The organism is Micromonospora sp. WMMD1082, from assembly GCF_029626175.1.
GTDB lineage: Bacteria > Actinomycetota > Actinomycetes > Mycobacteriales > Micromonosporaceae > Micromonospora.
Window position 1 is genome coordinate 4,732,923 of the sequence record NZ_JARUBM010000002.1, and the last position, 26,016, is coordinate 4,758,938.

Sequence of the window (26,016 nt, forward strand, 5' to 3'; positions counted from 1 at the left end):
CCCGGCGCGCGACACCTCAGCGCCGCCGTGACGGTTGAACCGTGGTGGGCAGACAGCTGAACTGGAACGAGTACGCCACGGCGTGGGCACGGCTGCACGGCGGGTTCGATCCCCGGGCCGCCACCCCCGTGGTGCGTGGCTGGCTGCGCTTCTCCTACCACGTCGGGTTCCTGCTGGGCCGGCTGCGGGTCGGCCCGACCGCGGTGACGGTGGCCGGGGTGCTGCTCTGCCTCTGCGTACCGCTGCTCGCGGTCCGGCCGGGCGACGGGCCGTTCCTGGCCGCGCTGTTCGTGCTGCTCGCCTCGGTGGCCGACAGCGTCGACGGTGCGGTGGCGGTGGCCACCGGCCGCACCACCCGGCTCGGCTACGTCTACGACTCGCTGGCCGACCGGATCGGCGAGGCGGCCTGGCTGGTGGCGTTCTGGCTGGTCGGTGCGCCGGGTGCGCTGGTCGCCGCGGGCGGTGCGCTCTCCTGGCTGCACGAGTACGTCCGGGCCCGCGCGGTTGCCGCCGGCATGCGGGAGATCGGCGCGGTCACCGTGGGGGAGCGCCCCACCCGGGTCTGCGTGGCCGTGGCCGGGCTGCTGCTGGCCGGCCTGACCGGCCTGATCGAAGCGGACCTGGCCGCCGGCACCATCACCATGGCGACCGCGGTCTGGGTGCTGCTGGCCGCCTTCGGGCTGGGGCAGCTCCTCTCCGCCGTCCGCCGGGCGCTGATCGACGCCGGCTGAGCCCGGCGGCCTACCAGGCGGGGCCGATCGCGTCGGCGACGATCTGCGCGGACAGGGCCACCATCGGCAGGCCGCCGCCGGGGTGGCTGGAGCCGCCGACCAGCCACAGGCCCCGGGCCGGGCCCCGGTTGGCCGGCCGAAGCAGGCCGCCGGCCGTGCCGTAGATGGCCCCGCCCGGCGCGCCGGTGGATCCGGCCAGGTCGGCCGGGGTACGGATGTCGCGGAACACCAGCCGGTCGCGTACGTCCACCCCCCGCTCGGCCAGCACGTCGAGGATCCGGTCGGCGTACGCGGGCGCCAGCCCCGGCCGGCGCCAGTCGACCGCTCCCGGGGCGGTGCCCTGGCGGGCGGCGTTGACCAGCACGAACCACGCCTCGTGTCCGGTCGGGCGGACCGCCGGGTCGTCCGCGACGGTGACGAAGACCGTCGGGTCGGCGGCCGGGCGGGACCGTACCCCCCGCCCGGGGCCGCCGAAGACGGCGTCGAACTCGGCGTCGTGGTCGCGCGGGAAGAAGACGTTGTGGTGCGCCAACCCGGAGTCGCCGCGTACGCCGAGCAGCAGCACGAAACCGGCCAGGCTGCGGTCGGTCAACCCGGCCAGCCGGCGCGGGTCGGGCAGCAGGTCCCGGTAGACGGTGAGCGCGTCGACGTTGGCCACCACCACGTCGGCCGGGACCGGGGCGTTCTGCCCGGCGACGCGTACCCCGTGCACCCGGCCGCCGACGGCGTCGATCCGGGTGACCGTGGCGCCGGTGCGCATCACCACCCCCAGGTCCAGGCAGCGCGACAGCAGCGCGTCGGCGAGGGTGCCCAGCCCGCCGCGCAGGTACCAGCCGCCGAAGGCCAGCTCGGCGTAGGGGACCGCGACCAGCGCGGCCGGCGCGCGGCGCGGGTCGGCGCCGGTGTAGGTGGCGTACCGGTCCAGCAGCATCCGCAGCCGGGGGTCGGAGATCAGGGCGCGGCCCAGCCCGCGCAGGCTCTGCCCGGGCCGGATCGCGGCCAGGTCGCCCAGCCGCCAGGCCAGCCGGGCCAGGTCGCGGGGGGAGTCGACGCGGCGGCGCAGGATGTCGCCCTCGGCGGCCCGCCACACCCGGGCGGCGCGCCGCCACAGCCGCTGCCAGTCGGCGGCGGCCCGGTCGCCGAGGGCCGCGCCGACGCGGGCGGTGAACTCGGCCGGGTCGGCGCAGGAGTCGAGCACCGGGCCGCCACCGGGGAAGACGTGCCGCACGATCGGGTCCAGCGGCACCGGGTCGAGGTACTCGTCGAGCTTCGCCCCGGTCGCCTCGAACAGCTCGTGGAAGACCTCGGGCAGGGTGAGCAGGCTCGGGCCGGTGTCGAAGTGGAACGACCCCTCGGGGGTGTCGCGGGTGTGCCGGCCGAGCTTGCCGCCGACCGTGTCGGCGCGTTCCAGGACGGTCACCTGGTGCCCGGTGACGGCCAGCCGGGCCGCGGCGGCCAGGCCGCCCACCCCGGCGCCGACGACCACGATCCGCGCCATGCCGCGCCCTCCCAGGCTCTAGCCCACCGGACGGCCCCGCCAGGACAGGCGCCGCCGCTTGCGCAGATGGTACGACCGTAGGGTCAGCCAACCGAGGACCGCGACCGACACGGGGTGGCCCAGCGCGTCGGGCCACGCCCGCCCGCCGGTGGCCCGGGCGCTGACCAGCCGCCCGGCCACCCCCGCCAGGTACGCCAGGCCGGCGATCCCGGCCACCGCCGGCGCGCCGGCGAGCAGCGCCACGCCGGCGACCAGCGGCGGTGCCGTGTAGAGCAGGAGCAGCAGGGTGACCACCCCGGCGGCGGCGACCGGGTGCCCGAACGTCGCCCAGAGCGACTTGGTGTAGCCGTCGCGCAGCTGCGGCCAGTCCTCGTACATCCGGCAGGTGGCCAGCCGGGAGCCGTCGGCGAGGGCGATCCGGTCGCCGGACCGCTTCACCGCCCGGGCCAGCTCGATGTCCTCCAGCACCCGGTCGGCGACCGCCGCGTGCCCGCCGGCCCGCAGGTAGCCGGCCCGGTCCACGACCAGGAACTGCCCGCCGGCCGCGGCCAGCGACGGCCGGGGCGAGCGCTCCATCGCGCGCAGCGGCAGGAAGGTCAGCCACAGCCACTGCAACAGCGGCTGCACCAGCCGGTCGGCCACGCTCCGCACCACGATCCTCGGGTACGGCGACAGCAGCGTCGCCCCGGCGGCACGCAGCTCGGTCACCGCCGCCGCCACGGCGTACGGGCCGAGCACCACGTCGGCGTCCACGAAGACCAGCGCGGTGGCCGACTCGCCGGCGCGGGTGGCCAGCTGCCAGCAGGCGTGCGGCTTGCCCAGCCAGCCCGGCGGCGGCGCGGTCCCGGTGAGCAGGGTGACCCGGGGCTCGCCGGCGGCCACCGCGCGGACCACCTCGGCGGTGCCGTCGGTCGAGCCGTCGTCGAGCACCAGGACGCGCAGGCCGGGCACGCCGCGCTGGGCGAGCAGGGCGCGCAGGCACGGGGTGACCCGGGTGGCCTCGTCGCGCAGCGGCAGCAGCACCGCCACCGTCTCGGTGACCCGCACCGGCCGGTCGGTCGGGCGGCGCAGCCACCGGCCGGCGTTGACCACGGTGTGCGCGGTCAACGCGGCGACGCCGAGCAGCAGGACGAGGGCGGCGGTCATGCCGCGACGTCGACCGGGGAGTGGGGCGAGCCGGCGTCGCGGTCACCGGCCCGTCGGGCCCGCAGCAGCGTGACCGCGAGCGGCACCGCGACCACCGCCATGCCGGCGGCGCCCCACAGCGCCGAGGCGGGCAGGTCGAGGAAGACCGCGTGGGCCAGCACGCTGGAGCCGTACGTCCACAGGTAGAGCGCGTACATCGGATGGTCGCGGGCGTCGGTGGTGGCCACGGTGGGCCCGGCGAGCGGGCGCAGCGCGGTCATCATCAGCACCGCGAACAGCAGCCATCCCAGGTAGTTGCTGACCGGGATGCCGGGCAGCCCCGGCAGCGCGGGGGTGGGATCGCGCCACACCCAGTGGCCCTCGGCCACCATCTGCGGGTCGAGGAAGAGATCCCAGGCGGCCAGCCCGACCGTGGCCAGCGCGATCCGTGCCGGCGTGCCGAGGGTGAGCCGGGTCGCCGCCAGCCAGGCCGGCCAGGCCATCCAGGTCCAGGCCAGGGGGATGATCAGCGGCACCCCGGCCAGCCTCGGGCCGAGTTGACCCGAGTAGTCGTAGCTGCCGAACGGGAAGCCGGTGGCCACGCCGAGCGCCTCGATGGCGAACCCGCCGCCGGTGGCCACCGCGACCAGCGCCACCGCCGCCCGCGGCCCCCGGCTGGCCAGCGCGTGACCGACCGAGAGCAGGTAGCCGAGCACGACGGTGGCCACGGTCAGCCGGGCCCGGGTCGCCCCGCCGGTCAGCGGGTAGCAGACCTGCGCCAGCACCAGCAGGGCCAGCAGGAGCCAGACGCAGGCCCGGGTCGGCGACCGTCCGCTCATGGCCGGGCGGGCGGGGGTGTCGGCCCCGGTGCGGGCAGCGGCAGGTCCCGGCCGAGCACGCCGAACGGGCGTTCGTCGCCGGGAAAGCGGAAGTCGCGCAGCACGTCGACGAAGCCGAACCGGCGGTACAGCCGCCAGGCGCGCGAGGTGCGCTCGTCGGCCTCCGGGGTGGACAGCAGGGTGGTCACGCCCTCGGCCATGGTCAGCAGGGCGCGCAGCTGCCCGGCGCCCAGCCCGTGCCCCTGTGCCGGCGGCCGTACGTGCAGTTCGACCACCTCGAAGCAGTCGGTCAGCCAGCGCAGCCGGGTCGCCGGATCCAGCGCCCGCCACACCTGGTCGTGCCACCACTGGCCGGGACCGCCGACGTAGCCGTACCCGAAGCCGGCCAGGTGGCCCTCGCTGGTCAGGCTGGCGACGGCGCGGAAGCCGGGCCGGCGCACGTGGGTGGCGATGTAGCCGCGACGGGCCTCCAGCAGGTCGGCGCGGTAACCCATCGCCTCGCCGTAGACGGCCACCACGTCGTCCAGCCGCCGGAGAAGATCGTCCGGTGTCCACCGCACCAACCTCATGCCCGTCCACCCTTCGCCAGGTCACCGTCGTCGGCGACCCACCCCAGTACCGTCCGGTCACCGACCACGTCACGCACCTCGAACCGCGCGAAGAGCTCCTCTGCGTACCACCGCTCGGCCGGCGTCCGGGTGATCGCGGCCCGGTGCTCCGGGTGACGGTACGCGAACGCCACGAGATCCGTCGGATCACGCCACACGCTCACCGTGCCCTGCCAGCCCAGGGGCGCCTCGCCGACGCCGAAGCGGGCCAGCAGGCCGGGTGCGGCGCGCAGGGCGGCGGCGACCGGCGGGACCGCCCGCCAGAAGGTGAGCGCCCGCGCCGGGCGCAGCCGGGCCCGGGTCAGCGCCAGCACCGGCCCGGTAACCCGGCTGCCGGCGGTCCGGTTGCCGGCGCCCTGGCCGTCTGTGGTCCGGCTGCCGGCGGTCCGGCTGCCGGCGGGATCGCCGAACGGTCGCCGGCCGGACCACTCGCCCCGGCTGGTCAGCGGCCGCAGGTCGAGCCGGACACCCGCCCGGGCGATGCCCGACCAGGCCCGCCCCACCGGCGAGTCGGCGAACCGGGCGGCCGCGGCGGGCGAGTCCCACACCGTCAGCGCGGCCCAGCGGGTGAGGTCGGCGTCGCCCGGCCCGAAGCCGGTGCCGGTTCCGGTGCCGAGCAGCTTGCCGAACCGTACGCCCGGCAGGGCGCGCAGCCGGCGCGGGTCGAGCGCCATCCGGCCCAGCACCCGGGGCAGGGCGGCTCGGGAGACCCGCCACACGTGCAGGGTGACCAGCTCAGGGGTATTTTCTGACCCGTTCACGCCACGTCGGTCGGGGTTCCGCCGGTGATCCGCAGCAGTTCGGCGTGGCTGGTGGGGAAGACCGCCTGCGGCACGCCGCCGGCGGCCCAGACCTCGTCGTACTTCTCCAGGGCGGTGTCCACCAGCGTGCGCAGCGGGCGCGGGTGGCCCACCGGGGCGACCCCGCCGATCACCTGGCCGGTGTGCTCCTTGACGAACTGCGGGGTGGCCCGGCGCAGCCGGGTGATGCCGAGCCGGGTGGCCAGGCCGGCGGTGTCCACCCGGTGCGCGCCGGAGGTGAGCACCAGCAACGGCGCCCCGTCGGCGTCGAAGACGAGCGAGTTGGCGATGGCGCCGACGTCGACGCCGAGCGCCTCGGCGGCGGCCGCGGCGGTGTGCACCGCGTCGGGCAGCAGGCGGACCGTGGCGGGCGCGCCGGAGCCGTTGCGGGCGGCCGCGCCGTCCAGCGCGTCCTGCACCGCGCGTACGTTCGGGTGTGACTGCATGTCGCCATTCTTCCCGGTCCGTGGCCGGCCGGTGCAGCCGGCCACGCGCCGGATCGGCCACCCCCGACGATCCCCGCCGATCGGGGACCATACGCAGGTGAGTTCATCCCAGCTTCTCGTCGTGCTGGACCGCGACAGTCCGGTGCCGTTGCAGCAGCAACTGTGCGAGCAGATCGGCGGGTCCGTCCGATCCGGCCGGCTGCGTCCGGGCGATCCGGTGCCGCCCAGCCGGGAACTGGCGCACCAGCTCGGGGTATCCCGGACCGTGGTCACCCGGGCGTACGAGCTGCTGCGCGCCAACGGGGTGCTGACCGCGCGGCGCGGGTCCGGCACCCGGGTCAGCGGTGAGCTGCCGGACGAGCGTCGGGAGAGCGGACCGGCCCTCCGGGCGCCGCTGCGCCCCGAGCCGCCGCTGCCCACCGACACCGGCAGTGGGCTGTGGCAGCCGTGGGAGCCGGCGCCGACGCACCTCCCGGACGCGGCGTACGACTTCCGGCACGGCACCCCGGCGTTGGCCAGCTTCCCGGTGGCCCGGTGGCGGCAGTCGCTGGCCGCGGCGGTGAGCCGCGCCGACGCCACGACGCTGGGTTACGGGCCGGCCGAGGGGACGCCGGCGTTGCGTACCCGGATCGCCGCGCTGCTGCGACGCAGCCGGGCGTTCGACGCGGCACCGGAGCACACCGTGGTGACCAGCGGCGCCACCCAGGCGATGGACATCCTGGTCCGGCTGCTCGTCGGCCCGGACGAGGTGGTGGTGATCGAGGATCCCAGCCACACGGTGCTGCGGCAGATATTCGGCTACTCCCGGGCGGCGGTGGTGCCGGTACCGGTGGACGAGGAAGGGCTGCGGGTCGACGAGATCGATGACCGGGTCCGCGCGCACGGCCACCACCCGGGGCGGGTGCGCCTCGTCTACGTCACCCCGTCGCACCAGTTCCCGACCGGGTTCGTCATGTCCGAGCGGCGGCGGCGGGAACTGCTGCGGTGGGCGCGCGGGCGTGCCGCCACGGTGCTGGAGGACGACTACCACAACGAGTTCACCTTCGCTCCCGGGCGGCTCTCCGCGCTGGCCGCCGACGCGCGGGATGCCGACGTGGTCTACGTGGGCAGCTTCAGCAAGACCCTCTTCCCGTCGCTGCGCATCGGGTACGCGGTGCTGCCGCCGCACCTCGTCCGGCCGTTCCTCGGCGTCAAGTGGATCACCGACCGGCTGACTCCGACGGTGACCCAGGCGGCACTGGCCGAGTTCATCGGTTCGGGTGCGTACGCCCGACACATCAGCCGGATGGACCGCCTCTACCGGCAGCGTCGGGCCCGGCTGTTGGAGGCGCTCTACGAGCACTTCGGAGCGGGGGTACGGATCTCCGGTGCCGCAGCCGGGCTGCACGTACTGGTGACCCTGAGCGACGCGCCCGGCACCGAGGAGTCGGCGATCGTGCGCGCCGCGGCAGCGCGGGACGTGCGGGTCTATCCGGCCTCGGGCTACTTCGCCATCCGGCCGCCGGTGGAGCCGACGTTCCTGATCGGGTACGCGGCGCTGTCCACCGCCCGGATCACCGAGGGAGTGGCGCTGCTGGCCGCCGCGGTGCGGCAGGCGACAGCTCGGTGAAGCGGGGCCGCCGGAACCGGGCGCGTTGCGCGTACGGCACGGTGCAGTCGAAGACGGCCTTGGCGGTCCGCCCGTCGGCGGAGAGAGTCGGCGAGTAGCCGGTGTGCTGGCTCGGGTCGAGGGCGAAGCCCTCCCGGTCGGCAAACACGGTCACGTCGAGGTCGGCCTGCAACCGGGTCACCATCGCCCACCACAGGTCCTGGTCGGACTCGATGTCGACGTCCTCGTCGACGCAGAGCACCAGCTTTGCCATCCGGAACTCGGTCAGCACCGCCTCGGCGCCGGCGCGTACCGCGGCGTCGTCCGCCGCGCCGCGCTTGGCCACCTGAAGCACCACCATGAGCAGGCCGCCGCCGGCGGTGTGGCAGTGCACCGCCCGTACCGGTACGTCCCGCCGTTCCAGCAGGTCCAGCACGGCGGCTTCCATGCCGAAGCCGAGCAGCACCGACTGCTCGTGGCCGGGGCCGGAGACGGCCTGCAGGATGGGATTCTCCCGAGCGGTGATCGCGGTGACCCGGAGCAGGGGCAGCGCCGGGTGCGCCCGGCCCTGGTAGCCGAGGAACTCCGGGGTGGCCACGGTGCCGTGCCGGTTCTCCGGTGCCGTCTCGGCCAGCAACTCGCCCTCGATGACGTACTCGGCGTGCGTGATGAACTCGGCGTCCACCGTCTGGCATGGCAGCAGCTCCACCGGCTGGCCGGCGAGGGCACCGGCCACGGCCAGTTCGTCGAGGCTGGGTGGCGCCAGCGACGTCGGGCAGCAGGAGGACAACAGCACCGCCGGGCCGAGCCCGAGGTGGACCGCCACCGGTAGCGGAGAACCCCGGCGCAGTGCCGCCTCGTAGGCGAGCCCGAGATCCCGCCCCGGAACCATCCAGATGGTGAGGGTGTCCGGTCCCTGCACGCACATCCGATGCACGGAGAGGTTGCGTACGCCGGTCTGCGGGTCGGTGGCGAGTACCGCGCCGAGCGTCAGGTACGGCCCGGCGTCCTCCTCGGTGAGCACCGGTACCGGCAGTTCGGTGAGGTCGAGCGGCAGCGTCTGACGCGGCCAGCTGGCCGGGGCGGGGGCGGTTGCCGGCGGGCGCGGCGACCGTACCGCCGCGAGTAGCCGGTGCGGCAGCTCGGCCGGGGTGCAACCGAGCAGGCCGGCCGCCCTGCGGCGGGTGCCGTAGAGGCCCATCAGCACGGCCCGGGTGGGGCCGTGGTCCGGCCGGACCCGGTCGAAGAGCATGGCCGGCCCGGGGCCGGTGGGTGGCGCCGCCGGAGTGCCGGCCCAGGGGGCGTAGCGCGCCGAGACGCCGTAGCGAGCGGGTAGTTCCTCGGTGACGCGCACCATCTCGCCGGGCAGCAGGTCGAGGCTGGCCAGGGCGTGCCGCAGATCGACGGGGACGCGAGGACCCATCACTGCCCCTTCGGGACGGCCGCGGCGGTGCGTTCCGCCAGCATGCGCAGCTGCATCCGGGTCAGTTCCTCGATCAGCGCGCGGTAGGCGGCGACCGCCACCTCCGGCGGCATGCCGTCGCGGATGGCGAGGTCGCGCACCCGGTCCAGCACCTGCTGCACCCGGTCCAGCGAGCGGACGGTCGGTTCGTCGGTCTTGTGCACGGTCAGCTCGCGGACCACCCGGGTCCGTTCCGCCAGCAACCCGACGATCCGCTGGTCGAGTGCGTCGATGGTGGTCCGCAGCTCGGCGATCCGGGCCGGACCGGCGGCGGCGTCCGGCGCGGCGGCGTCCTCCCGGCCCACGGTGGCGTCCGGCGCGGCGGCGTCCTGCCGGCTCACGGCGGCGTCGTCCCGGCTCACGGCTGCGCCACCTCGTCGACGACGAAGACGACGGTCGGTTCCGCGTTGCTGCCCTGGGACCGGTGCTCCTCGTCGTCCGGGATGACGAAGCCCATGCCGGGGCGGCAGGGCACCGAGCGGTCCCGGAAGTGGATGGTGAACTCGCCCTGGAGCACGTAGCCCGTGTGCCCGCGCAGGCACCAGTGATGCTCGTCGAAGCCGGCGGGCAGTTCGAGCAGGCGCAGCCGCTGCCCCCCGACGTACGCGATCTTGACGCGCCCCTCGGCGCCGGGCTTCTCCCACCGCTCCCACTCGGCGGCGGGAAAGTCGATGCCGACCGGCGGGCTGACCTGGTCAGTGGACATTCTCGATATCTCCTCTGGTCGGGACGGCCCCGCTCGGGCGGGGCCGCGGTACGCGTTCGTTGCGGTCCCGCTGCGGCAGGACGCTGTCGTCGATGACCCGCCGGTGCCGCTTGAGCAGCTGCACCATGTCGAGCATCCGGTGGACCATCCGCTCCAGCGCGTCCATGCCCTCGGTGTCGGTGAGGCCGGGCGTGCCGGTCGTGTTGCGCAGCAGGACGGGGAAACCACTGCCGACCAGGATCATCCGGTTGAGCAGCAGGTTGTTGACGATCTGGTTGTGCACCGAGGAATCGCTGTACCGGCGCCCGGTGACGATGACCCCGCCGACCTTGTCGGCCAGCGGCCGGTTGAAGCGCAGGTATCCCACGCCCGCCCGTTCGATGAAGATCTGCATGAGGTGGGCCAGGCCGAAGCCGTGCACCGGTGCCGCGTAGATCAGCGCGTCGGCGCCGACCATCTGCTCCACCAGGGCGGGAACGTCGTCGTCGAGCTGGCAGGGCGTGGTACGGCTGTTGCAGTCACCGCACGGGCTGCACGGCGAGATCCGGTGATCGCGGAGTCGGATGGTATGCAGGGTGGCACCACGTGCGGCGATCAGGCGGCCGGCGTACTCGACCGCGAGATCGGTGTTGCCGCCGGCCCGTTCGGAGCCGTTGATGGCCAGGACGGTGGTCGCTTCGCTCTGCACTCGCTTCTCCCGATGGCTTGTCGGGTGGGACGGGCGCCGCACCGCGCCCGTCGCGCCCGGGATCAGTCCGTCAGCTTGCCGGCGAAGTAGTCGATGTACGCCTGCATGTCGAAGTGGCCGTGTCCGGAGAGCGAGAACACGATCACCTTTGCCTCACCGGTCTCCCGGCACCGCACCGCCTCGTCCACCGCTACCCGGACCGCGTGCGTCGATTCCGGTGCCGGCACGATCCCCTCACTCCGGGCGAAGAGCACGCCGGCCTCGAAACAGGCGGTCTGCGGCACCGCCCGCGCCGCCACCAGATCGATCTCCCGCAGCGCGCTGACGATCGGCGCCATCCCGTGATAGCGCAGCCCTCCGGCGTGGATCGCGGGCGGCCGGAACTCGTGCCCCAGGGTGTGCATCTTGGCCAGCGGGGTCAGCCCGGCGGTGTCGCCGAAGTCGTAGTCGTAGCTGCCCTCGGTCAGTGACGGGCAGGAGGTGGGCTCGGCGGCGATGAGGCGGACGGTCGAGCCGCCCTCGAACTGCCGGCGCAGGAAGGGCAGGGCCAGGCCGGCGAAGTTGGAGCCACCCCCGGCCGCGCCGATGACGACGTCCGGGTAGTCGTCGGCCATCGCGAACTGCAGCAGCGCCTCCTGGCCGATGATCGTCTGGTGCATCAGGACCAGGTTGAGCACCGAGCCGAGGGAGTACTTGGCCGCACCGCCGCTGTGCAGCGCCGCCTCCACCGCCTCGGATATGGCCAGCCCGAGGCTGCCGGTGGAGTGCGGGTCGGCGGCGAGGGCATCCCGACCGGCCTGCGTACGCTCGCTGGGGCTCGGGCTCACCGAGGCGCCGAACGTCTCCATCAGCCCGCGCCGGTACGGCTTCTGGTCGTAGCTGACCCGGACCATGAAGACCTCGCAGTCGAGGTCGAAGTAGGCGCACGCCATCGACAGCGAACTGCCCCATTGGCCGGCGCCGGTCTCGGTGGTCAGCCGGCGTACGCCGTCGCGCTTGCTGTAGTACGCCTGCGGGATGGCGGTGTTCGGCTTGTGGCTGCCGGCAGGGCTGACCCCCTCGTACTTGAAGTAGATCCGCGCGGGGGTGCCGAGGTGGTGTTCGAGACGATGGGCCCGGACCAGCGGGCTGGGCCGCCACTGCCGGTAGATGTCGAGCACCGGGCCGGGGATCTCCACCTCCTTCGCGGTGGAGAACTCCTGCTCGATGAGGTCCGCCGCGAAGAGCGGTTCGAGGTCGGCCGGGGTGATCGGTTCGCGGGTGCCCGGGTGCAGCATCGGGGGCAGCCCCTTGGGCAGGTCGGGGACGACGTTGTACCAGGTCGTCGGGATGTCGCTGTCCGGCAGGACGAACTTCGTGACAGTCATGGCCGCTTCCTGTGGAGGGTGGTCAGGGACGGGTGGTGGCCAGATCGGTGGGCGCCGGGGCGGCCGGGACGGGCGGCCGCATCCGCAGCAGCGCGAACGCGGCGACGCCGATCACCGGGGCCAACAGGAGCAGGTAGAAGACGGGCTGGTGCCCCTGGGTCTGCCAGAGCAGGCCGAGCCCCATCGGCACGACCAGGCGGGCGGCGCTGAGCACGAAGCCGTTGAGCGCCATGAAGCCGCTCACCCGGCTCGGCTCGACGTGGTCGGCGATGTAGGTGGGCACCACCACCGAGGCGATGATCTCTCCGAGGGTCCACACCACGGTGGAGAGCAGCACGGCCGGCAGCGAGAAGGCGAAGACCAGGATGGCCATGCCGCCGGACCAGAGCAGCCCGGCGACGATCAGCAGGGTCCGGGTCGGGTACGCCTTGATTCGCCGTTCGATCAGCATGCCGGCGGTCACCACGACCAGGCTGTTGATCGTGTAGACCGCGCCGACCACCGCCACCGAGGACGCCAGCACGCCGGTGACCGCTAGGGGCAGCGTGTACTCCAGGCCGATCAGCGGCGCGACGTAGCAGAACGACACCAGCACGACGACGGCCACGTCGAGATCCCGCCGCCGGCCGGTCCGTCCGGTGGTGCCGGCGGGCTCGGCCGCCGCCGGCCGCCGGGTGTCCGCCGGTACGAAGAGCCTGATGGTGACCGCCGCGACCAGACCGAGCAGGATGTTCCCGGCGAACATCAGGTGATACGAGTAGGCCGCCGCCAGCCCGCCGAGCAGCGGGCCGACGCCCATGCCGAGGTTGTTGGCGATGTAGCTGACCGTGTACGCGAAGGGACGTTGCTCCGGTTCGGCGAGGTCGGCGATGAGCGTGTTGGCCGCCGGGGCGAACATCCCCATCCCGACGAGCGCGACGAACAGCAGCACCGCGTACGTCCAGGGTGGCCCGTTGACGGTGGCGAGGCCGAGGTAGCCGACCGCGTTGAGCACCAGGCTGGTCACCAGCGCGGCACGGCGACCGGCCCGGACGCAGACCGGAGCGCTGAGCAGGCTACCGACCAGCAGGCCGGTGCTGCCCACGGAGATCAGCAGACCGGCCGCGCCGACGCTGAGTTGCCGGCTCTGCACCAGATAGACGGCCAGGAGCGGGAAGACGAACATCCCGGCCCGGTTGATGAAGGAGGCGAGGACCAGCATCCGCAGCGGGCGGGGGAGGGCCCGAAAGCGTTTCAGCCACATGACGCGTCCTCGACCGGCTCGGTGGACACCTGGAACGCGTCCCGGATGTTCTTGAACCGGGCGCGGACGTCGTCGAAGTCGCGTCCCTCGCAGACGTACCAGCCGAGGACGTCGTTGGAGGCGGTCGGCGGGGCGAGCACGTCCCCGACGTCCTTCCAGACGTCCGCGTCGAGCACCGAGTCGAGCGCCCGCAGCTCGTCCGCGCCGGTGATCGCGGTGATCCGGCCGAACCGTCCGGAGCTGAGGTATTCGGTGCCGATCTCGGGGCCGACCGTGGTGGTGGGCAGGTGCCCGGGGTCGAGTTCGAGGCGGCACCACTCGCCGGCCAGGTTGATCCCTCGACCGGCGGCGATGGCGGGGACGATCGAGCCGCCGCCGGCCCGCGCGGCGGCCTCGCCGAAGAGCACCTCGCCGTCGTCGCGGAGGAAGAACTCCACATGCGCGACGCCGGTACGCATCCCGAACCCCCGCAGCACCGTGGCGTTGGCGGCCAGGATCCGCCGCTCGTCCGGGGTGAGGTCGTGCTTGCGGGATATCGTGCCGCCGGGCTCGTCGCGGAACTCCAGGATGGAGTACGTGTAGCGGGAGAGCTGGTCGAAGACGGTGACGCCGTCGCGCAGCAGCGAGTCGACGTGGTACTCGACGCCCCGGACGTACTCCTCGACCCGGTAGTCGTGCCGGTTGTCGGCGACCAGCGGCCACACCCGGTCCAGATCCGCCGCCGAGTCGACCCGGTAGGTGTCGCCGCAGGCCCAGCCGGCGTACGGCTTGATCACGACCGGCCAGCCCGCCGTGGCGGCGAACTCCACCACCGCGCCACGGGTGTCGGGTCGGCAGGAGCGGGCGACCGGCATACCCAGCTCGGTGGCGCGACGGTGCATGACGTTCTTGTCGCGGAAGGTCAACGCCTGCTCCGGGTCGAGGCCCGGGATGCCGTGGTCCCGCCGGCAGAAGGCGGCGGTCAGCACGTCGCCCTCGAAGAGCGGGAAGATCCTGTCCACCGGATGCGCCGCGACGATCGCCGCGACGGTGGACCGGACGGCCTCCCGGTCGTCGAGGTCCGCGTGGAAGCAGGGCATCCCGGCGGTGTCGGCGGGCGGTGGCCCGGTCGGCACCAGCGCCACCGGAGTCACGCCCAGGTCGGTGGCCGCCGCCACCACGCTGCGGAACTGGGCGGCGTACCGGCCGGCCGCGGGACGGTAGATGACGAGGATCGCGCGGTTCATCGACGGACACCCCCGTGGTTTCCGGCGGGGCTGGCCGAGAACTCGTCGCCGGTGGGCCCCGTGGTGAACACCGCACTCGTGGTGCCGGCGTCGAGGATCGCCGACCGGGTGGTGTGCGGTCGCCCGACCAGTTTCTCCAGGGCGGGGAGGAGCAGGGACATCGCGATCTCCACGTCGGCGCGGCCGTCGGGATGGGCCGTCTCGACGGTGAGCAGCAGCCGGTGCCGGCCCGGTTCGGTGCGGACCAGGTGACCCTGACGCCAGTTCCAGCGCCGGGAGTGGGCCCGACCGTCGGCGTCGGCGTAGATCACCTCGCCCGGCTCGGGCCGTTCGGGCGCGTCCGGGGCTCCGAGCGGCAGGTAGGTCTCGCTCCCGTCGGCGGGCCGGACGGCGATCGCGGTGAGCCCGGCGACCGAGCACGAGGCCACCGGCAGCGCCGTGCCCAGCGAGATCGCGTTGCAGAGGTCGACCAGGGCGTTGATCCGGGGCAGGCGATCTCCCCGAGCCACCCGCCGGGCGATCGACTCGGCGGCGCAGGGAAACCGGTTCGGGTTGACCCCGACGGCCTGGTACGCCGCCCGCCAGGCGGCGATCTGCGGCACCTCCGCCACGCCAGCCCGGTCCAGGCCGGCGCGGTGCAGCGCCTCCTCGGCCGTGCTGAGCAGCGACGCCGTCGTCGGATCCGCTGGCGCGACCTGCACCGCCGGTACGGCGATCAGGCCGAGGACGTACGCGGGCACGGCGGTCAGTACCCGGTCGTCGATGCGGACCGTGAGGGCATCCGCGCCGTCTCTTGGCTGGGTCATCGTGAACCTCGTGGAGTCGAGTTGATGCGAGCGGGTCGACTGTAGGCAGCGGGACGACCACCGGTTGTGGCCAATTCCGGGAGATCCGGTCAGACCAATCCTCGTTTCCACCCTCAGGCCGGCAGTGCCGCGGGCGCGCCGCGCAGGAAGTTGTCGAACAGGCGGAGCCCGTCCTCGGTCAGCACGCTCTCCGGATGGAACTGGACCCCCTCGACCCGCAGGCTGTGGTGGCGTATCCCCATCACGTAGCCGTCGTCGACGGACCGCGCGGTGACCGCCAGCGCCGCGGGGACGGGGTCGGCGACGATGAGCGAGTGGTAGCGGGCGACGGTCAGTTGGGCCGGCGCCCCGGCGAAGACGCCGCGCCCGTCGTGCTCGACCAGACTGGTCTTGCCGTGCATGAGGTGCCGGGCGACCGCGATGGTGCCGCCGTAGGCCAGCCCGATGGCCTGGTGGCCCAGGCAGACCCCGAGCAGCGGGATCCGGCCGGCGAAGGCGCGTACCAGCTCGACGTGACCGGACTCGGCGGCGTGCCCGGGCCCGGGGCCGAGGACCATCGCGTCCGGTCGTAGGGCGGCGAGTTGCTCGCTGGTGCGGGTCCGGGAACGGATCACCACGGTCTGTGCGCCGAGCGTCCGCAGGTACTGGTCGATGATGTGGGTGAAGCTGTCGTACGCGTCGACGAGCACGATTCTCACGGCAATAGCTCCTCGCCGGTCAGGGCCCAGTAGGAGGCGCTCATCTTGGCCAGGGTCTCCCGCCATTCGGCCCGGGGTGTGGAGTCGGCCACCACCCCGGCGGATGCCTGCGTCCGGTACCGGTGGCCGTCGCCGACGATGGTGCGGATGCAGAGCGCCAGGACCGCGAAGCCGCGTACGTCGACCAGGCCGATCGCGCCGGCGTAGACGCCCCGGGCATCGTCCTCCAACCCGTCGATGATCTCCATCGATCGCAGCTTGGGGGCGCCGGTCATGGTGCCGGCCGGGAAGGCCGCGCAGATCGTCGTCCACACGTCGGCGTCCGGGGTGAGCCGGCCGGAGACGGTGGAGACCAGATGGTGCACGTACGCGAACGGCTCGGCCTCGAGCATCGTGTCGACGCTGAGGGTGCCCGGCGCGCAGACCCGGCCGATGTCGTTGCGGCACAGGTCGACGAGCATGACGTGCTCCGCCCGCTCCTTCTCGCTGGCCAGCAGGTCCGCCACCCGCCGCTGGTCGGTCTCGGGGTCGGCGTCCCGTGCCGTGGTGCCGGCGATCGGACGCATCGACACCCGGCCGTCCGCGATGCGGAGGAAGAGTTCCGGGCTGGCCCCGATGACCGCGCGCCTCGCCCAGGGGGCCAGATACATGTACGGCGAGGGGCTGCGGTGCCGCAGCCGCCGGTAGACCTCCAGCGGCGTGAGATCGGTGTCGACCTCGATCCGATGCCCGATCTGGATCTGGTAACTGTCGCCGACCTCGATGTGCCGGAGGCACTGCTCGACGCGAGCGGCGAAGGTCTCCTCGTCCAGGTTGTCGCGGATCAGCGTGGCCGGCGGGGCGGGCGGCACGGCGTGGCGCTCCTCGGGCAGCCCGGCGACCAGCTCGGCCACCCGGGGCACCGGCTCGGGCGGTAGGTGCGGGCCGGCGCTGCTGAGCTGGTGCACGCTGCCGGTGGGCAGGTCCCACCAGACGGTGTGCCGGAACAGCGCGAGGGTGCAGCGCGGCACGTCGTCGACCACCCGCTTGACGGTGAGTTCGTCCATGTCGCGGGCGGCCTCGTAGGCCAGGGTGGTGAGAAAGCCGAAGGCGAAACCGGCCGTCGTCGCCGTCGTCTCGACCGCGAACGCGTGCTGCACCGCTCGCACGGCGGTCCACATCTCGGCCGGACCGGCGACCGGCCAGACGTACGGTGCGGCGCGATGATGCCGCTGCGGCTCGCCCAGGACGGCGGTGAGCACCGTGGCGAGCTGCTGGCCGAGCGCGCCGTCGGCGGACAGTTCGAGCCGGTCGGCGATGATCCGCAACTCGGCGAGGCGTCCCCAGCCCACCGCCGCCGCCCGCCGGTCAGGCGCCGGCCCGTCCAGGCTTTCGAACAGATAAATGTCGTCCTGAAAGCGATTTTTGGACAAAGCCGTGTAGAGCGACAAGGGATCGATTGACGACAGTGTGATGGTTGTCACGTTGACGGGAATTGTGCCGGAAAGTGGCGTACGTCCTTGGATCCGCGAATGCGAATACGCGGGATTCCCATCCACTCCGGGCGACGACGCAGGCATCGCGAACCTCCTCTGAGTAGCTCGCCTCCCGCGCCACCGGCACCGCCTGGTGCTGGCGCGACACGTCGAGCCTTCCCCCGTGCAGGGCCATGCCTTTCCGGGCAGGCCATGCCTTCCCCGTGCGGGGCCGCGCCGTCCGCCGGACGCTGGTCATGCGTCCATGTCCCGGCGGGCGCGCAAAAGATTGCCTCGGCGTCCGGCGGTCGGCGATTGCGCGGCCGGGAAACACTTTCGCCAAACGCGGTCGGCTCTGTCCATACCACTTCGACGGGCACGGAGGTGACCACTTGGCATGGGATCTAAATCTGTCAATTGATCGCGATTCGCGGGAGACCCTGGCGGCGCAGCTCCGCAGTGCGGTGCGGCGGCACATCGAGGAGGGCGCGCTGCACCCCGGCGTCCGGGTGCCGTCGAGTCGCCAACTCGCGGCGGACCTGGGGGTGTCCCGCAGTGTGGTGGTGGAGGCGTACGAACAGCTCTGCGCCGAGGGCTATCTGGTCTCTCGGCGTGGCTCCGGCACCCTGGTGGCGGCGGCCCGGAGCGAGATCGGCTCCGCGCTCACCCCGGACGACCGGCCGCCCCCGGCCGAAGTGGTGGACCTGCGCACCGGCGGCTCGGACACCTCCACCTTCCCGCGCCAGGACTGGATCCGCTGCGTCAGCTCGGTGATCAGCTCCGCCGGTCCGCGGGAGCTGGGCTACGGCCCTCCGTCCGGACTGGCCTCGACCCGGCACACCCTCGTCGGCTATCTCGGCCGGGTACGCGCTGTCCGCACCCGACCCGAGCATCTCATGATCACTTCTGGGTTCGCTCAGGGGCTCGCGATGCTCTGCCGCGTGCTGCGGGACGCCGGCCACGACCGGATCGGTGTGGAGGACCCGGGGCATCCCGGCGAATGGAGGTTCATCGCCGATGCCGGCCTGCGCCCGGTCGCGATACCGGTGGACGGCGACGGCATCCGCGTCGACGAGCTGATCGCCAGCGGTGTGCGGACCGTGCTCACCACGCCGGCCAGCCAGTTCCCGACCGGCGCGGTGCTCAGCACCGGCCGCAGGGAGCAACTGGTCGCCTGGGCCTGCGCGGTGGACGGCTACATCATCGAGGACGACTTCAATGCCGGCTGGGTGGCCCCGGCCCGGCGGATGCCGGCCCTGCAGAGCCTCGCCCCCGATCGGGTGGTCTACGCCGGCAGCGCCAGCAAGGTCCTCGCGCCGGCCCTGCGGCTGGGTTGGGTCGCCACCCCGGCCGAGCTGACCGGGCCCGTCGAGCGGGTCCGGGCCAGCTGGGACATCGGCTGCTCCGGGATCGAGCAGCTCGCCTTCGCCCGGCTGGTCGACATCGGAGCCTTCGACCGGCACCTGCGCCGGCTGCGCGCCGAGTCGCACCGGCGCCGGCAGGCCGTACACCACTTCCTCGCCCGGCGCCTGCCCCGCGTCACCGTGTTCGGCCGGGAGGGTGGCGCTCAGACGTACCTGGAGCTGCCCCGAGAGTGTGCCGAGAAACTGCTGGTCCAGGCCGCCCGACGGCGTGCGGTGCTGGTCCGGGGAGGGCGTTTCTACGCGCTGCGCGACGACGACCGGGCGCCCGCGCTGGTGGTCGGCCACGCCGGGGTGTCCGGGGCGGCACTGAGCCGGGGTCTGGCCGGGATCGCCGCCGCGTACCGCGACGTCACCGAGCACCGCGGCGGGTGAGGTTCGACCGGTCCCGCGCCACCGTCGTCTGGTCCGGACCGGGCGACTCCTGCTCTCTCCGCGCGTCACACGTTGCGTTTTCGTCGGGGGGAGGGTGTACTGTCAGCAGCAGTTAGAACGAGTGTTCGATTGCCTCGAACGTTCGTTCCAACCCCTCTCGGGGGCGGGTGTTTCGCGGCACCGGCTCCCGACAGGTGCGGTGCCGCGGACCGCACCTGGGCTCCGGGCAGTCGCGAGTCCGGGCCCGTCAGGCAGGCCGTCGTCCGCCGCCCAACGACCCCCGGGCGGCGGACGACGGACCCGCCGGTACGCCGGCCGGGTGTGGTGTGGGGAAGCTCCGCACCCGGCCGGCCACCCACCTGGTGCGTCTTCCTCCGCACCGACCGCCGCGGGCGTCCCGCGCCGACGGATCGATTCCGCCGTGCGTCCGCCCGCTCCGGCCCACCTGGAGGAGAGACCATGCCGACCAGTCCGGCACAGGCGCCGATGGTGCCCGCGCACGTGCTGCCGCACCGCACTCCCGTCCAGTTGCTCGCGGTGGCCCGGCACGGGCTCGCCGAGGCCGCGCGGACCGGCCCCGACGGCCTCCGATACGCCGCTGCCCACCTCGCCGCCCTGCGCGCCGCCGCGGCGGTGCTCGCCGCCCGCGCCCGCCCTGCACCCAGCCGACGCCACCGGATCACCAGCGTCTGGGTCCTGCTCGCCAGCGTCGCCCCCGAGCTCGACGAGTGGGCCGCCTACTTCGCCCTCGGTGCCAGCAAACGGGCCGCCGCCGAGGCCGGCATACCCCGCGTGGTCACCGCCCGGGAGGCCGACGACCTGCTCCGTGCCGCCGAGGAGTTCGTGGCGGTGGTGGAGGCGGCGCTCGGCCTGGCGCACCAACCCGCGATCGACGGTCTCGTCGCCTGAGTCGCGGCGTCCGGCCACCACCGGCGGGACCCAGGGTGGCCGGACGCCGCCCCGCCACGCACGTTCTTCTGATCCAACGACAGCACCATCCACGGGCCGTGCCCGTGGTGACACGACGGGGGAGGTCCGATGGCGGGCCGCATGGTGGTCGGTTCCGCCGCGCTGGCCGGGTTGGTGCGCCCCGCCAGCGCACCCGACCCGGCGGGCGGGCACCGGGTGCTGCCCGTACGGCCCGAGTTGACCGGGTTGCTGCCCAGCCGTGGGCTGCGGCGGGGCAGCACCATCGCGGTCGGCCTCGGGCGGGCCCGGCCCAGCGGCACCACCTCGCTGCTGCTCGCGCTGCTCGCCGAGGCGTCCCGGGCCGGCTCCTGGTGTGCCGTGGTCGGGATGCCGACCTTCGGGGCCGGTGCGGCGGCCGAGGCCGGCATCGCCCTGGATCGGCTCGCCCTGGTGCCGCGGCCCGGGCCGGAGTGGCCCACGGTGGTCGCCGCGCTCATCGACGGGGTCGACGTGGTGGTGACCGCGGTGCCGTCCACCGTCGCCGCCTCCGTCACCGATCGGCTGGCCGCCCGGGCCCGGCAACGCGGCAGCGTGCTCGTGCCGTACGGCCGGTGGGATGGCGCGGACGTGACACTCCAGGTGGTACGCGGGGTCTGGGAAGGGCTCGGGCCGGGGCGGGGGCGGCTGCGTCGTCGGGCGGTGACGATCTCGGCCCGGGGGCGGGGCGCGGCCGCCCGTCCCCGGGAGGCCAGGGTCTGGCTGCCCGGTGACGACCTGACCCGGGTCATCCCCGGCCCGCCCGCCGCCGGCCGGGTGCCGGGTACCGGGCGGCTGCGGGTGGTGAGCCAGTGAGCGAACCGATCCGGACGCTGCTGCTGTGGTGCCCGGACTGGCCGGTTCTCGCCGCCGAGATCGTCGACGGGGTGCCCGCCACCGGCCCGGTCGCGGTGCTGCACGCCAACCGGGTGGTGGCCTGCTCCGAGCGGGCCCGCGCCGAGGGCGTACGCCGGGGGCTGCGCCGGCGGGAGGCGCAGGGACGCTGTCCCCCGCTCACCGTCGTCGACCACGACCCCGGCCGGGACGCCCGGGCGTTCGAGCCGGTGGTGGCCGCCGTGGAGGAGGTGGCGGTCGGGGTCGAGGTGATCCGCCCCGGCGCCTGCGCGCTGGCCGCCCGGGGGCCGAGCCGCTATCTGGGTGGTGAGGAGGCGGCCGCCGAACGGATCGTCGAGCACGTCGCACAGAGTTGCGCGGTGGAGAGCCAGGTCGGTATCGCCGACGGGGTCTTCGCCGCCGGGCTGGCCGCCCGCCAGGGCCGGATCGTGCCACCCGGCGGGGCGCCGGAGTTTCTGGCCGGCCAGCCCGTCGAGGCGCTCGGCCGCCCCGACCTGGCCGACCTGCTGCGCCGGCTCGGGATGCGTACGCTCGGCGACTTCGCCGCATTGCCGGCCGGCGACGTGCTGGCCCGGTTCGGATTCGACGGGGCGCTGGCCCACCGGCTGGCCGCCGGGCGGGACGACCGGCCCCTCGCGGTGCGGCACCCGCCCGCCGACCTGACGGTGACCGCCGACCTCGACGAGCCGATCGATCGCGTCGACGTCGCGGCGTTCGCGGCCCGGACGCTGGCCGAGCGGCTGCACGAGCGGCTCGCCGGGTACGGGCTGGCCTGCACCCGGCTCGGCATCGAGGCGGTCACCGCGCACGGCCAGGAACTGCACCGGGTCTGGCGGCACGACGGCCTGCTCACCGCGGCGGCGATCGCCGACCGGGTCCGTTGGCAACTGGACGGCTGGCTCTCCGGTGCCGGCCGCCGGGGCGGCGGGCCGGCCCGTCCCACCGCCGGGATCGTCCGGCTGCGGCTGCTGCCGGACGGGGTGCTCGCCCAGGCCGGCCTGCAACCGGGGCTGTGGGGCGAGACCGGCGCGGAACGCGAGCGGGCGCACCGTGCGCTGAGCCGGGTGCAGGGTCTGCTCGGCCCCGAGGCGGTGGTCACCGCGGTGCTCGGTGGCGGGCGGTCGCCGGCCGACCAGACGCGGCTGGTGCCCTGGGGCGACGAACGGCTCCCGACCCGTCCCGGCGCCGCGCCAATGCCGGGCGAGCCCGTCGCGCGTCCCGGCGTCGCGTCCGAGGGGAAGCCGGCCCGTACCGGCGGCCGGCGGGCGGGGCTGGGGCCGCCGGTGCCGCCCTGGCCGGGTCGGCTGCCGCCGCCTTCGCCGGCCGTGGTGCTGCCCACCCCGCTCGCCGCGCGCGTGCTGGACGCCACCGGCGCACCGGTCGTGGTGAGCGCGCGGTTGGCGGTGAGCGCCCCGCCGGCCCGGCTGACCATCGGTGCGGCCGTGGGGGCCGCCACCGTTCCGGTCGGTCCGGCCGTGCCGGCCGAGATCGTCGGCTGGGTCGGCCCGTGGCCGGTCGACGAGTGGTGGTGGGCCCCGGCCGAGGCGCGTCGGCGGGCCCGGTTCCAGGTCCGCCTGGCCGACGGCAGTGCCCTGTTGCTCGCCGTCGACACCGGCCAGTGGCTGGTGGAGGCGATCTATGACTGAGCAGGATCCAGATCTTGGTACGTTCCGGCCCCCGGGAGGGCCGGAACGTACCAAGATCTCGACGGCGGGCCGGGGGGAGCGGTGAGTTTCCACAATCCGCAGTTGCCGTGGGCGGAGTTGGAGGGGGTGCTCTCCGGACGGTCGAGCGGCGGGCGGTCGAGCGGCGGGCGGGGGAACGGCGGCGGGTGGGGGGATGGGGGTGGGCGGCACCTGCATGTGGTGGATCCGCTGGCGGTCGACGCCGACGGGGGTGACTCGCCGGCCTGGGGCCGGCGGCGGGAGCACTACCGGCCGCCGGAACTGACCCGCCCCGACGGCGTGGTGCCCTACGCCGAGCTGCACGCGCACACCAACTTCAGCTTCCTCGACGGCGCCAGTCACCCCGAGGAACTGGCCGAGGAGGCCGTCCGGCTGGGGCTCAGCGCGCTCGCCGTCACCGACCACGACGGCTTCTACGGCGTGGTCCGCTTCGCCGAGGCGGCCCGTGCGCTGGGTCTGCCGACGATCTTCGGTGCGGAGCTGTCCCTCGGCCTGCCCGGCCCACAGTCGGGGGCACCCGACCCGCACGGCAACCACCTGCTGCTGCTGGCCCACGGCCACGAGGGGTACGCCCGGCTGGCCACGACCATCGCCCGCGCCCAGCTGCGCGGCGGTGAGAAGGGCCGCCCGGTCTACGGCGAGCTGGAGGAGGTGGCCGACGCCCTGCGTGACCACGTGCTGGTGCTCACCGGTTGCCGCAAGGGGCACGTGCCGGCCGCCCTGCTCACCGAGGGGGTCGACGCGGCCGCCCGCGAGCTGGACCGGCTGACCGCTCTCTTCGGCGCGGAGACGGTGGCGGTGGAGCTGACCGACCACGGGCACCCGGTCGACGGCGACCGCAACGACGCCCTGGCCGAGTTGGCCACCGCCGCCGGGCTGCCCACGGTGGCCACGAACAACGTGCACTACGCCGCTCCGGGGCGGCGCCGGCTGGCCACCACCCTCGCGGCGGTACGGGCCCGGCGCAGCCTGGACGAGATCGACGGCTGGCTGCCCGCCGCGGGCACCGCCCACCTGCGCAGCGGCGCCGAGATGGCGGCCCGGTTCGCCGCGTACCCGGGCGCGGTGGCCCGGGCCGCCGAGTTCGGCGCGGAACTCGCCTTCGACCTCCAACTCGTCGCGCCGAGGCTGCCGGCGCACCCGGTGCCGCCGGGGCACACCGAGATGAGCTGGCTGCGCCACCTCACCGAGGAGGGCGCGCGGAACCGCTACGGCACGCGCGAGGCGCACCCGGAGGCGTACGCGCAGCTCGACCGCGAGCTGAACATGATCGAAGAACTGGGGTTCCCCGGCTACTTCCTGGTGGTCCACCAGATCGTGGACTTCTGCCAACAGAAGGGCATCTACTGCCAGGGCCGGGGCTCGGCGGCGAACTCGGCGGTCTGCTACGCGCTGCGGATCACCAACGTGGACGCGGTCCGGCACCGGCTGCTGTTCGAGCGGTTCCTGGCCCCCGAGCGCGACGGGCCGCCCGACATCGACGTGGACATCGAGTCCGACCGCCGGGAGGAGGTCATCCAGTACGTCTACACCCGCTACGGCCGGGAGCACACCGCCCAGGTGGCCAACGTGATCTCCTACCGGCCCCGCTCGGCGGTGCGGGACGTGGCCAAGGCGTTCGGCTTCTCGCCCGGTCAGCAGGACGCGTGGAGCAAGCAGATCGACCGGTGGGGCGACGTGGCCACGGTGGACGTGCCGGAGATCCCCGAGCAGGTGGTCGCGTACGCCAACGAGCTTCAGGGGTTTCCCCGGCACCTGGGCATCCACTCCGGCGGCATGGTGATCTGCGACCGGCCGGTGATCGAGGTCTGCCCGGTGGAGTGGGGCCGGATGCCCGGGCGCAGCGTGCTCCAGTGGGACAAGGACGACTGCGCCGCCGTCGGCCTGGTCAAGTTCGACCTGCTCGGCCTCGGCATGCTGTCGGCGCTGCACCACGGCTACGACCTGATCGGGGCGAGCCTGGAACTCGGCGAGCTGACGCTGGACGACCCCGAGGTCTACGACATGCTCTGCCGGGCCGACTCGGTCGGGGTGTTCCAGGTGGAGAGCCGGGCCCAGATGGCCACCCTGCCCCGGCTCAAGCCCCGCGAGTTCTACGACCTGGTGATCGAGGTGGCGCTGATCCGGCCCGGCCCGATCCAGGGCGGCTCGGTGCACCCCTTCATCCGGCGCAAGAGCGGGCAGGAGCCGGTGACCTACCCGCATCCGCTGATGCGCAACGCGCTGGAGAAGACCCGTGGGGTGCCGCTGTTCCAGGAGCAGCTGATGCAGCTCGCCATCGACCTGGCCGGCTTCGACGCGGCCGAGGCCGACCAGCTGCGCCGGGCGATGGGCGCCAAACGGTCCATGGAGCGGATGGCCCGGATCGCCGACCGGCTCTACTCCGGCATGGCGGCGCGGGGCATCACCGGCGAGCTGGCCGACGACGTCTACCGCAAGCTCACCGCGTTCGCCAGCTACGGCTTCCCGGAGAGCCACGCGATGAGCTTCGCCTACCTGGTCTACGCCAGCTCCTGGCTCAAGCGCTACCACCCCGGTCCGTTCCTGGCCGCGCTGCTGAGCGCCCAGCCGATGGGCTTCTACTCGCCGCAGACCCTGGTCGACGACGCCCGCCGGCACGGCGTGGAGGTACGCCGCCCGGACGTCAACGCCAGCGGCGCGAAGCCGGTGCTGGAGTCCACCCCGGACACCCGCTGGGGCAGCCGGCCGGGGGAGCCGCCGCACGCCTGGGGGCTGGGCGGGCCGGCCGTGCGGCTCGGGCTGTCCAGCGTGCGTACCCTCGGCGATCCGGTGGCCGAGCGGATCGAGGCCGAGCGGGCGGACGGCGGTCCGTACCGCGACATGGCGGATCTGGCCCGGCGGGTGGGTCTGACCGCCGCGCAGCTGGAAGCGCTGGCCACCGCGGACGCCTTCGCCTGTTTCGGGCTGACCCGGCGGCAGGCACTCTGGGCGGCCGGCGCGGCGGCCCAGGACCGGCCCGGCCGGCTGCCCGGCACGGTGACCGGGACGGCGGCGCCCACCCTGCCCGGGATGGAGGCGGTGGACCGGCTGGTCGCCGACGTGTGGGCCACCGGGTTGTCGCCCGAGAGCCATCCGGCCCGGTTCCTCCGCCCGCGGCTGGACGCCGTGGGCGCGGTACCGATCGACCGGTTGGGCCGGGCGGAGCCGGGTCGGCGGATCCGGGTCGGCGGGATCGTCACCCACCGGCAACGCCCGGCGACCGCCGGCGGGGTCACCTTCCTCAACCTGGAGGACGAGACCGGCATGCTCAACGTCACCTGCTCGCCGGGGCTGTGGCAGCGACACCGGCGGGTGGCCCGCACCAGCGCGGCGCTGGTGGTGCGGGGGCGGTTGGAGCGGCACGAGGGGGTGGTCAACCTGGTCGCCGACCGGCTGGACGCGATCGAGGCGCCGGTCAGCCCCGCCTCCCGCGACTTCCGCTGACCGGCG

General features: G+C 74.2%; 23 protein-coding genes. 7 read left to right on the forward strand and 16 right to left on the reverse strand.

What is annotated here, in order from left to right; genetic code table 11:
• Nucleotides 1-41: 41 nt before the first annotated feature.
• Nucleotides 42-731, forward strand: coding sequence for a CDP-alcohol phosphatidyltransferase family protein (locus O7615_RS21900; RefSeq protein ID WP_278179670.1), 690 nt, complete (start codon nucleotides 42-44; stop codon nucleotides 729-731).
• A 10-nt stretch (nucleotides 732-741) separates the two neighbouring features.
• On the opposite strand, the gene crtI is transcribed toward O7615_RS21900, so the two are convergent.
• Genes crtI through O7615_RS21930 form a run of 6 tightly spaced genes read right to left on the reverse strand, consistent with a single transcriptional unit; the run spans nucleotide 742 to nucleotide 6,047 of the window.
• Nucleotides 742-2,229, reverse strand: a complete 1,488-nt coding sequence (gene crtI / locus O7615_RS21905) for a phytoene desaturase family protein (protein WP_278179671.1) — start codon at nucleotides 2,227-2,229, stop codon at nucleotides 742-744.
• Nucleotides 2,230-2,247: 18 nt separating this feature from the next.
• Nucleotides 2,248-3,375: a glycosyltransferase family A protein gene (locus O7615_RS21910; protein ID WP_278179672.1), complete on the reverse strand. Its 1,128-nt coding sequence runs from the start codon at nucleotides 3,373-3,375 to the stop codon at nucleotides 2,248-2,250.
• Entirely contained in the window at nucleotides 3,372-4,193 is an 822-nt protein-coding gene (locus tag O7615_RS21915; protein WP_278179673.1) for a carotenoid biosynthesis protein, read from the reverse strand. The genes O7615_RS21910 and O7615_RS21915 overlap by 4 nt, the downstream gene beginning before the upstream one ends.
• Complete coding sequence (locus tag O7615_RS21920; protein WP_278179674.1) at nucleotides 4,190-4,762, reverse strand: GNAT family N-acetyltransferase; 573 nt, start codon at nucleotides 4,760-4,762, stop codon at nucleotides 4,190-4,192. The genes O7615_RS21915 and O7615_RS21920 overlap by 4 nt, the downstream gene beginning before the upstream one ends.
• Nucleotides 4,759-5,562 (reverse strand): monooxygenase, encoded by an 804-nt coding sequence (locus O7615_RS21925; protein WP_278179675.1) that lies wholly within the window; start codon nucleotides 5,560-5,562, stop codon nucleotides 4,759-4,761. The genes O7615_RS21920 and O7615_RS21925 overlap by 4 nt, the downstream gene beginning before the upstream one ends.
• Nucleotides 5,559-6,047, reverse strand: a complete 489-nt coding sequence (locus tag O7615_RS21930) for a YbaK/EbsC family protein (RefSeq protein WP_278179676.1) — start codon at nucleotides 6,045-6,047, stop codon at nucleotides 5,559-5,561. The genes O7615_RS21925 and O7615_RS21930 overlap by 4 nt, the downstream gene beginning before the upstream one ends.
• Before the next feature lie 97 nt (nucleotides 6,048-6,144).
• Here O7615_RS21930 and O7615_RS21935 point away from each other — a divergent pair, with 97 nt between their 5' ends.
• The gene (locus O7615_RS21935) at nucleotides 6,145-7,656 is read left to right on the forward strand and encodes a PLP-dependent aminotransferase family protein (RefSeq protein ID WP_278179677.1); all 1,512 of its coding nucleotides are present in this window, start codon (nucleotides 6,145-6,147) and stop codon (nucleotides 7,654-7,656) included.
• Here O7615_RS21935 and O7615_RS21940 read toward each other — a convergent pair.
• From O7615_RS21940 to O7615_RS21985, 10 genes are all read right to left on the reverse strand, one after another.
• Nucleotides 7,601-9,058, reverse strand: coding sequence for a UbiD family decarboxylase (locus O7615_RS21940; protein WP_278179678.1), 1,458 nt, complete (start codon nucleotides 9,056-9,058; stop codon nucleotides 7,601-7,603). The genes O7615_RS21935 and O7615_RS21940 overlap by 56 nt on opposite strands.
• Nucleotides 9,058-9,459 (reverse strand): chorismate mutase, encoded by a 402-nt coding sequence (locus O7615_RS21945; RefSeq protein ID WP_278179679.1) that lies wholly within the window; start codon nucleotides 9,457-9,459, stop codon nucleotides 9,058-9,060. Before O7615_RS21945 ends, O7615_RS21940 begins: the two co-directional genes overlap by 1 nt.
• The gene (locus O7615_RS21950; protein ID WP_278179680.1) at nucleotides 9,456-9,803 is read right to left on the reverse strand and encodes an AraC family ligand binding domain-containing protein; all 348 of its coding nucleotides are present in this window, start codon (nucleotides 9,801-9,803) and stop codon (nucleotides 9,456-9,458) included. The genes O7615_RS21945 and O7615_RS21950 overlap by 4 nt, the downstream gene beginning before the upstream one ends.
• Nucleotides 9,793-10,491 carry a flavodoxin family protein gene (locus O7615_RS21955; RefSeq protein WP_278179681.1) on the reverse strand — a complete coding sequence of 233 codons (699 nt, stop codon included), beginning with the start codon at nucleotides 10,489-10,491 and terminating at the stop codon, nucleotides 9,793-9,795. Before O7615_RS21955 ends, O7615_RS21950 begins: the two co-directional genes overlap by 11 nt.
• A gap of 62 nt (nucleotides 10,492-10,553) precedes the next feature.
• Nucleotides 10,554-11,858 carry a TrpB-like pyridoxal phosphate-dependent enzyme gene (locus O7615_RS21960; RefSeq protein WP_278179682.1) on the reverse strand — a complete coding sequence of 435 codons (1,305 nt, stop codon included), beginning with the start codon at nucleotides 11,856-11,858 and terminating at the stop codon, nucleotides 10,554-10,556.
• A gap of 22 nt (nucleotides 11,859-11,880) precedes the next feature.
• Nucleotides 11,881-13,101 carry an MFS transporter gene (locus O7615_RS21965; protein WP_278179683.1) on the reverse strand — a complete coding sequence of 407 codons (1,221 nt, stop codon included), beginning with the start codon at nucleotides 13,099-13,101 and terminating at the stop codon, nucleotides 11,881-11,883.
• A complete protein-coding gene (locus tag O7615_RS21970; RefSeq protein WP_278179684.1) occupies nucleotides 13,092-14,327 on the reverse strand; it encodes an ATP-grasp domain-containing protein in 1,236 nt (411 codons plus the stop codon). Before O7615_RS21970 ends, O7615_RS21965 begins: the two co-directional genes overlap by 10 nt.
• Nucleotides 14,324-15,133 carry a phenylalanine--tRNA ligase beta subunit-related protein gene (locus O7615_RS21975; RefSeq protein ID WP_278179685.1) on the reverse strand — a complete coding sequence of 270 codons (810 nt, stop codon included), beginning with the start codon at nucleotides 15,131-15,133 and terminating at the stop codon, nucleotides 14,324-14,326. The genes O7615_RS21970 and O7615_RS21975 overlap by 4 nt, the downstream gene beginning before the upstream one ends.
• A gap of 113 nt (nucleotides 15,134-15,246) precedes the next feature.
• Nucleotides 15,247-15,831: an aminodeoxychorismate/anthranilate synthase component II gene (locus O7615_RS21980; protein WP_278179686.1), complete on the reverse strand. Its 585-nt coding sequence runs from the start codon at nucleotides 15,829-15,831 to the stop codon at nucleotides 15,247-15,249.
• The gene (locus O7615_RS21985; protein ID WP_278179687.1) at nucleotides 15,828-17,162 is read right to left on the reverse strand and encodes an anthranilate synthase component I family protein; all 1,335 of its coding nucleotides are present in this window, start codon (nucleotides 17,160-17,162) and stop codon (nucleotides 15,828-15,830) included. The genes O7615_RS21980 and O7615_RS21985 overlap by 4 nt, the downstream gene beginning before the upstream one ends.
• Nucleotides 17,163-17,677: 515 nt before the next feature.
• Between O7615_RS21985 and O7615_RS21990 the strand changes: the two genes are divergently transcribed.
• The 5 genes from O7615_RS21990 to O7615_RS22010 all read left to right on the forward strand — a co-directional run bounded on the left by O7615_RS21990 (nucleotide 17,678) and on the right by O7615_RS22010 (nucleotide 26,010).
• Nucleotides 17,678-19,081, forward strand: a complete 1,404-nt coding sequence (locus tag O7615_RS21990; protein WP_278179688.1) for a PLP-dependent aminotransferase family protein — start codon at nucleotides 17,678-17,680, stop codon at nucleotides 19,079-19,081.
• A 459-nt stretch (nucleotides 19,082-19,540) separates the two neighbouring features.
• Nucleotides 19,541-19,990 (forward strand): SAV_6107 family HEPN domain-containing protein, encoded by a 450-nt coding sequence (locus tag O7615_RS21995; protein ID WP_278179689.1) that lies wholly within the window; start codon nucleotides 19,541-19,543, stop codon nucleotides 19,988-19,990.
• 129 nt (nucleotides 19,991-20,119) lie between these two features.
• Complete coding sequence (locus tag O7615_RS22000; protein ID WP_278179690.1) at nucleotides 20,120-20,842, forward strand: hypothetical protein; 723 nt, start codon at nucleotides 20,120-20,122, stop codon at nucleotides 20,840-20,842.
• A complete protein-coding gene (locus O7615_RS22005) occupies nucleotides 20,839-22,527 on the forward strand; it encodes a DNA polymerase Y family protein (RefSeq protein ID WP_278179691.1) in 1,689 nt (562 codons plus the stop codon). The genes O7615_RS22000 and O7615_RS22005 overlap by 4 nt, the downstream gene beginning before the upstream one ends.
• Before the next feature lie 81 nt (nucleotides 22,528-22,608).
• Nucleotides 22,609-26,010, forward strand: coding sequence for an error-prone DNA polymerase (locus O7615_RS22010; RefSeq protein ID WP_278179692.1), 3,402 nt, complete (start codon nucleotides 22,609-22,611; stop codon nucleotides 26,008-26,010).
• The last annotated feature ends 6 nt before the right edge of the window (nucleotides 26,011-26,016 follow it).

What these genes read in the sequence shown, in the direction of transcription:
- O7615_RS21970 (WP_278179684.1), bottom strand. Translation starts at nt 14,327, where the DNA reads ATGAACCGCGCGATCCTCGTCATCTACCGTCCCGCGGCCGGCCGGTAC.
- O7615_RS21950 (WP_278179680.1), bottom strand. Translation starts at nt 9,803, where the DNA reads ATGTCCACTGACCAGGTCAGCCCGCCGGTCGGCATCGACTTTCCCGCC.
- O7615_RS21995 (WP_278179689.1), top strand. Translation starts at nt 19,541, where the DNA reads ATGCCGACCAGTCCGGCACAGGCGCCGATGGTGCCCGCGCACGTGCTG.
- O7615_RS21960 (WP_278179682.1), bottom strand. Translation starts at nt 11,858, where the DNA reads ATGACTGTCACGAAGTTCGTCCTGCCGGACAGCGACATCCCGACGACC.
- O7615_RS21975 (WP_278179685.1), bottom strand. Translation starts at nt 15,133, where the DNA reads ATGACCCAGCCAAGAGACGGCGCGGATGCCCTCACGGTCCGCATCGAC.
- O7615_RS22000 (WP_278179690.1), top strand. Translation starts at nt 20,120, where the DNA reads ATGGCGGGCCGCATGGTGGTCGGTTCCGCCGCGCTGGCCGGGTTGGTG.
- crtI (WP_278179671.1), bottom strand. Translation starts at nt 2,229, where the DNA reads ATGGCGCGGATCGTGGTCGTCGGCGCCGGGGTGGGCGGCCTGGCCGCC.
- O7615_RS21965 (WP_278179683.1), bottom strand. Translation starts at nt 13,101, where the DNA reads ATGTGGCTGAAACGCTTTCGGGCCCTCCCCCGCCCGCTGCGGATGCTG.
- O7615_RS21940 (WP_278179678.1), bottom strand. Translation starts at nt 9,058, where the DNA reads ATGGGTCCTCGCGTCCCCGTCGATCTGCGGCACGCCCTGGCCAGCCTC.
- O7615_RS21930 (WP_278179676.1), bottom strand. Translation starts at nt 6,047, where the DNA reads ATGCAGTCACACCCGAACGTACGCGCGGTGCAGGACGCGCTGGACGGC.
- O7615_RS21915 (WP_278179673.1), bottom strand. Translation starts at nt 4,193, where the DNA reads ATGAGCGGACGGTCGCCGACCCGGGCCTGCGTCTGGCTCCTGCTGGCC.
- O7615_RS21920 (WP_278179674.1), bottom strand. Translation starts at nt 4,762, where the DNA reads ATGAGGTTGGTGCGGTGGACACCGGACGATCTTCTCCGGCGGCTGGAC.
- O7615_RS21910 (WP_278179672.1), bottom strand. Translation starts at nt 3,375, where the DNA reads ATGACCGCCGCCCTCGTCCTGCTGCTCGGCGTCGCCGCGTTGACCGCG.